Source organism: Cellulomonas avistercoris (assembly GCF_014836445.1).
Taxonomy (GTDB): domain Bacteria; phylum Actinomycetota; class Actinomycetes; order Actinomycetales; family Cellulomonadaceae; genus Cellulomonas; species Cellulomonas avistercoris.
Genome location: NZ_JACSQV010000005.1, coordinates 39,596 through 45,595, shown reverse-complemented (window position 1 = coordinate 45,595; position 6,000 = coordinate 39,596). Strand labels below are relative to the sequence as shown.

Here is a 6,000-nt window from a genome sequence, read left to right as displayed (position 1 = left end):
GGCCGCGACGGCGCGGCCCTTCTCGGCGGGCGACAGCCGGCCGTGCAGGACACCGACGCCGACGCCCGCGAGGTCGGGCCGGGCGCGCAGCTCGTCGGCGACGTCGAGCACGGCCCGCAGCGGACGGCGGGCGGCGACGTCCGGCGCGCCGACCGTCGGCTCCGCGTCCGCGACGAGGTCCGTGCCGTCCGCGTCGTCCGCCGCCGCGTCGCCGTCGATGCGCGGGCACACGACGTACGCGCGGCCGCCGCCGTCGACCTCCTCCCGCACGCGCTGCCACGTGCGGTCGGTCCAGCGCGGGTTGTCCGCGGGGACGACGTGCGTCGTGATGCCCTGACGACCGGCGGGGACCTCGCTGAGCACCGACGTCTCGAGGTCGCCGAACACGGTCATCGCGACGGTCCGCGGGATGGGGGTCGCCGTCATCACGAGGGTGTGCGGCGTGCGGCCCGCCTTCGCGCGCAGCGCGTCACGCTGCTCGACGCCGAAGCGGTGCTGCTCGTCCACCACGACCAGGCCCAGGTCGGCGAACTGGACGTCCTGCGACAGCAGTGCGTGGGTACCCACGACGATCCCGGCGGCGCCGCTCGCGGCGTCGAGCATGGCGCTGCGACGCGCCGCGGTGGGCAGCGACCCGGTCAGCAGCGCGACGCGGGTCGCGAGGGCGGCGCCGCCGAGGAACCCGCCCTCGGCGAGGTCGCCCAGCAGGCCGCGCAGCGTGCGCGCGTGCTGTGCGGCGAGCACCTCGGTGGGCGCCAGCAGCGCCGCCTGCCCACCCGCGTCGACCACCTGCAGCATGGCGCGCAGCGCGACCACGGTCTTGCCCGAGCCCACCTCGCCCTGCAGCAGACGCTGCATGGGACGCGGGGCGGCGAGCTCGGCGGCGACCTCCTCGCCGACCGTCCGCTGGCCGGCCGTGAGCGTGAACGGGAGCCGGGCGTCGAACGCGTCGAGCAGGCCGCCCGCCCGGGGCGGCCGCGCCACCGCCTCCTCGCGGGCGACGCGCGCCCGGCGTCGTGCGAGCTCGGCCTGCAGGACGAGGGCCTCCTCGTAGCGCAGCCGGGCGCGGCCCTGCTGCCACTGCGCCTCGTCCTGCGGGACGTGGACGAGGCGCAGCGCCTCGACGAGGCTCGGGAGCGCGTCACGCTCACGCAGGTGCGCGGGGACGGGGTCGGGCACGTCCTCCTCGCGCAGGGGGTCGAGCACGGTGCGCACGGCCTGCGCGATCTTCCACGACTCGAAGCCCGCCACGGCCGGGTAGACGGGGATCGGGCGCCCCGCCTCGACCAGCGCCTCGTCCTCCTCGTGGGCGTCGTCGTCGGCGCCGAACAGGCGGCACTCGGGGTGCATGAGCTGCAGGGTGTCCCGGTAGAGCGAGACCTCACCGGTGAACAGCCCGCGCCGGCCCGGCCGGAGCTGACCCTGCCGCCACTCGAGCTTCTTGACGTGGGACGCGAAGAACGTCAGCTCGACGCGGCTGTGCCCGTCCGTGATCGTCGACTGCAGGAGGCCGCGCCCCTGCGCCGTGGGGCGCAGCGACGTGCGCACGACCTCGGCCACGACGGTCACGTGCTCACCGACGCGCAGCCCGGCCATGTCGGTGAGCGTGCCGGGCTCGGCGTACCTGCGGGGGTAGTGGCGCAGCAGGTCCCCGGACGTCACGAGGCCCAGCTTGCCCAGCGCCTTGGCCGTGCGGGCGTTCAGGCGCGTGAGCGGGACGGTGAGCGGGTCGGCGGCGAGCACGTCAGTCGACCCCCACCCACCAGTCGGCGCCGGCCGCCGGGCCGGCGACCACGACCTCGAGCTGGGGGTGCGCCGCGGCCAGCCCGTCCGCCGCCGCGCGCGCCGCGGCGGGGTCGACGCCGTGCCCGTGCACGAGCGTCACGCCCTGGGCGGCCGGTACCTGCGGGAGCAGGGCGGCCAGCGCGTGCCCGACCGCACCGCGTCCCGCGGGGGTGGCCGACCGCAGGCGCGCCAGCGCGTCACGCCCCGCGTCGGGCGAGAGCTGCGCGTCGGCGACGAGCGCGAGGCACGCCACGACCGCGGGCCCGTCGCCCGGCGTGGTCAGCAGGTCGAAGGGTGCACCCGCGGGTGCACCGGCGGGTGCGCCGCCGGTGGCACCGACGCCCGCGGCCACCACCACGGCACGGCCCGCGCGCGTGTCGACGGCGGCGCGGGCGACCTGCTCGGCGCCCGGGTCGTCACCGACGAGCGTCACCGCACCGCACGTCGCGTACCAGGCCGACAGGCCGGGTGATGCCGTGAGCACGACGAGCCCGCGGGCGGCGGGCGCCGGCTCGTCCACCCGCCGCACGACCACCTGCTCCCGCGCCGCGTGCGGCACGAGGGCGATCGCCGCGGCGGGGTCGTCGCAGTGCACGTGGGCGTGCCGCGACCCCCCGGCGTCGACGACGGCGACCGCGTCACCGACCTCCTGCAGCGCGCCGGCGAGGTCGTCGGCACCGGGCCACGTGGGCCGCACCAGCATCATCACCTCGTACGCGCCGCCCACGGCCGGCCCGCAGCCGGCGACCACGTCGGGCGTCGCCCGGGGCAGCCAGTCGAGGTCCAGGTCGGCCTCCCCCAGCGCGCCGCCTCCCGTCCGCAGGGTGTGCACGAGCGCGTCGAGCACGACGAGCAGCGCGCACGCCCCCGCGTCGACCACGCGCGCGGCGCGCAGGACGTCGTGGCCCGCGCTGAGCCGTGCCAGGTCCGCGCGCGCGGCGTCCGTCGCGGCGGCGAGGACGTCGGCGGGCGAGCCCGCCGCGCCACCCAGGCCGCGCCGTGCGTGCGCCGCCACCTCGCGGGCGACGGTCAGGACGGTCCCCTCCTGCGGGTCCGGCACCGCGCCGCGCGCCGCCTCGGCCGCCCGCTCCAGGCCGGTGACCAGCGCCGCAGCACCGCCCGCACCAGGAGGCTCGTCCTGCGCCAGGCCGGCGGCCAGCCCCACGAGCCACTGGCTGAGGATGATCCCCGAGTTGCCGCGCGCCGACCTGGCCGCACCGCGCGCGAAGGCGGTGAGCAGTGCCATGGCACCGTCGTCGCCGCGGTCCGCGGCGACGGCCTCGGCACCGCCCGCGACCGTCAGCGTGACGTTGGAGCCCGTGTCCGCGTCCGGGACGGGGAACACGTTGACGGCGTCGATGCGCTCACGGGCCGCGCGGCACGCGGTCAGCGCACCGCGCGCCCACGCGCGCACGGCGTCCCCGTCGAGCACGACCTGCCGCGCCGCGACCTCCACACGCATCTCCTCGTCTCCGCCGGCCGCACCGGTCCGGCGCGGATGTCCTGGCCACGGCGGCGCGGTCCGGTCCGGCCGACCCGGGAACCGCCTGCCGGTCGCCGCCCACTGTGCCGCACGACGCCGACATTTGGGGGCTGCCCCGACGATGGGCTAGTCTTGCCCGGTTGCCCGGACCTCGTCCGGGACCCCCACAGACCTTCCGACGCACCGTCGTGCGGTCCTGGCCCCCGGGCCGGGTCGACGAGCGGGGGCGCGGGACACGTGCACGACCGCTGGGCCGCCCGTCGGCCCGCGACAGGACAGAACCAGGAGAAGACCGTGGCTGCCAACTGCGACGTCTGCGCCAAGCGCCCGAGCTTCGGGCACAGCATCTCGCACTCCCACGTGCGTACGAAGCGGCGCTGGAACCCGAACATCCAGCGTGTGCGGGTGGTCGTCGCCGGCACCCCGAAGCGCCTCAACGTGTGCACGTCGTGCCTCAAGGCCGGCAAGGTGCAGCGCGCGGCCTGACGTCCCGCACGCCCCGTCGGGCACGACGCGACGGGACACACGAACGACACGCCGAAGGTCCACGAGCATCCGCTCGTGGACCTTCGTGCTGCCCAGGACCTGTGGCAGGGTGGACGCCATGGTGGAGCACATCGACGAGGTCACCATCCGCCCCGCGACCACCCAGGACGCGGCGGGCATCGCTGCCGTGCACATCCGGTCCTGGCAGGAGGCGTACGCCGGGATCGTCCCCGACGACCACCTGCGCTCGCTCGACCTCGAGGCGCGCACCACGCGCTGGGCCGATCACCTCGCCCACGGGCCCGAGGACCACGTGCGCACCTACGTCGCCGAGTCCGACGGCCGCGTCCTGGGCTTCGCGACGTACGGCCCGAGCCGTGACGAGGACGCGCGGCGCGGCGAGCGCGAGATCTACTCGATCTACCTCGACCCCGGGACGTGGGGCCACGGCGTCGCGCGCGACCTCATCCGCACCGTGCTGAGCGAGGCGGGCGAGCAGACCCCGATGTCCCTGTGGGTCCTGGCCGACAACACGCGCGCGCGGCACTTCTACCGCCGCCACGGCTTCTCCCCCGACGGTGTCGAGCGGCTCGAGAACGTCGGCGGCGCCGACCTCCTCGAGGTGCGGTACCGCCGGGGCTGACGTCGCGACGACGCCCGGCCACCCGGGTGGGCGGGCGGCGCTACGCGCCGAAGTGGTCCCAGCCCGTCGCGGCGTCGCGCGGCGGCGCGCCGGCGACCAGCACGAGGTGGTCCGAGCGGGTCGAGACCACCCCGACCCGGCGGAACGGCTCGGGCAGCGGCACGTCCGGCGGGAAGGTCGCGAGCAGGCCGTGGTCCTCGCCGCCCGTGAGCAGCCAGCGCTCCAGGTCCGCGCGGCCCAGCGCGTCGGCCGCTGCGGCCAGCACCGCGGCGTCCTGCGCGAAGGCCTGCAGCGGCGCGTCGAGGTCGAGCGTCACACCGCTCGCGCGCGCGAGCCGGGCGGCGTCGCGCAGCAGCCCGTCCGAGACGTCGAGCATCGCCGTCGCCCCGCCGCGCGCGGCCGCGGGGCCCGCGGCCAGCGGCGCGTCGGGCGCCCGGTAGGCGGCCGTGAGCTCCGGCGCGACGTCACGCAGGCCCGCCGTGAGCAGGTCGAGACCCGCCGCCGACCAGCCGCGCCGGCCCGCGTGCGCCACCACGTCGCCCGCGCGCGCGCCGCTGCGCCGCACGGGGGCGCGGCCCTCGAGGTCGCCGTGCGCCGTGACGGACACCACGACGACGGGACCGGACGACAGGTCTCCCCCGACGACCCCGACGTCCAGCGGCCGGCAGGCGTCGCCGAGCCCGCGCGCGAGCCCCTCGACCCACGCCACCTGGGTGCCGCCGGGGACCACGAGCCCCACGACCAGCGCGACCGGGCGGGCGCCCATCGCGGCGACGTCCGCGAGGTTCTGCACGGCGGCCCGGCGCCCGACCTCCTCACCCGTGGACCAGCGGCGACGGAAGTGCACGTCCTCGACGAGCACGTCGCAGGTCACCACGTAGCGGCCGTCCGGCGCGACGACGACGGCCGCGTCGTCACCCGGGGGCACGAGCGTGCGCGACCCCACGGGCAGGTGCGGGAAGATGCGGTCGAGCAGGTCCTGCTCGGCGAGGTCGGCGACGACGAGGCTCTCGGCAGGCACGCGTCCACGCTAGACCGTCGCGCGCACGCCGTCCGCACGCGACGGGCGGTGGACAGCGTCCTGCGCGGCGCCGACGGCGGGTAGCGTGGCGGCGTGCTCCACCGCCCCACCGTCGCGACGACCGCCGCAGCGGGTGCGCTGCTCGTCCTGTCGGGGTGCGCACCGACCGTGCCGGTCACCGTCGCACCGTTCGCGACCGACCCCGTGTGCGCCTCGGTCGTGCTCGCGCTGCCCCGTTCGCTCGGCGAGGGGCTCGAGCGCGTCGACACCGACGCCCAGGCGACAGCCGCGTGGGGCGACCCGCGTGCCGCGGTCGTGCTGCGGTGCGGGGTCGAGCCGCTGGGCCCGACCACCGAACGCTGCCAGTCGGTCACGACGCCCCAGGGTCCGACGATCGACTGGGTCGTCGTCGAGGACGACGGGGACTGGACGTTCACGACCTACGGGCGCGTGCCCGCGGTCGAGCTGACCGTCCCGCGCGAGGTCGCCGAGTCGCGCTCGACGTCGTTCGTGGACCTGCTGGGCCCGGCCGTCGCCCTCACGGAGCAGCAGCGCAGCTGCCTGTGAGCGCGCTGCCTGTGA

The 6,000-nt window shown here is 77.3% G+C and carries 6 protein-coding genes; 3 read left to right on the top strand and 3 right to left on the bottom strand.

Annotated elements, in window-relative coordinates:
* Nucleotides 1–1,743: ATP-dependent DNA helicase RecG (locus tag H9657_RS07190; RefSeq protein WP_318241360.1), on the bottom strand; the 1,743-nt coding region annotated here is incomplete at its 3' end.
* 1 nt (nt 1,744) lies between these two features.
* Complete coding sequence (locus H9657_RS07185; RefSeq protein WP_225214850.1) at nt 1,745–3,247, bottom strand: DAK2 domain-containing protein; 1,503 nt, start codon at nt 3,245–3,247, stop codon at nt 1,745–1,747.
* 315 nt (nt 3,248–3,562) lie between these two features.
* Between H9657_RS07185 and rpmB the strand changes: the two genes are divergently transcribed.
* Both rpmB and H9657_RS07175 read left to right on the top strand, forming a co-directional pair.
* Nucleotides 3,563–3,754, top strand: a complete 192-nt coding sequence (gene rpmB / locus H9657_RS07180; protein ID WP_013117530.1) for a 50S ribosomal protein L28 — start codon at nt 3,563–3,565, stop codon at nt 3,752–3,754.
* A gap of 118 nt (nt 3,755–3,872) precedes the next feature.
* A complete protein-coding gene (locus H9657_RS07175) occupies nt 3,873–4,397 on the top strand; it encodes a GNAT family N-acetyltransferase (RefSeq protein WP_191781864.1) in 525 nt (174 codons plus the stop codon).
* Between the two features lie 40 nt (nt 4,398–4,437).
* Here the strand turns inward: H9657_RS07175 and H9657_RS07170 are convergent, their stop codons facing one another.
* Entirely contained in the window at nt 4,438–5,418 is a 981-nt protein-coding gene (locus H9657_RS07170) for a thiamine-phosphate kinase (RefSeq protein ID WP_191781863.1), read from the bottom strand.
* A gap of 93 nt (nt 5,419–5,511) precedes the next feature.
* Between H9657_RS07170 and H9657_RS07165 the strand changes: the two genes are divergently transcribed.
* The gene (locus tag H9657_RS07165; RefSeq protein WP_191781861.1) at nt 5,512–5,985 is read left to right on the top strand and encodes a DUF3515 family protein; all 474 of its coding nucleotides are present in this window, start codon (nt 5,512–5,514) and stop codon (nt 5,983–5,985) included.
* Nucleotides 5,986–6,000 lie beyond the last annotated feature (15 nt).

Bases quoted from the DNA above. Each gene is read 5' to 3' on its own strand.
- H9657_RS07185 (WP_225214850.1), bottom strand. From the start codon at position 3,247: ATGCGTGTGGAGGTCGCGGCGCGGCAGGTCGTGCTCGACGGGGACGCC.
- H9657_RS07175 (WP_191781864.1), top strand. From the start codon at position 3,873: ATGGTGGAGCACATCGACGAGGTCACCATCCGCCCCGCGACCACCCAG.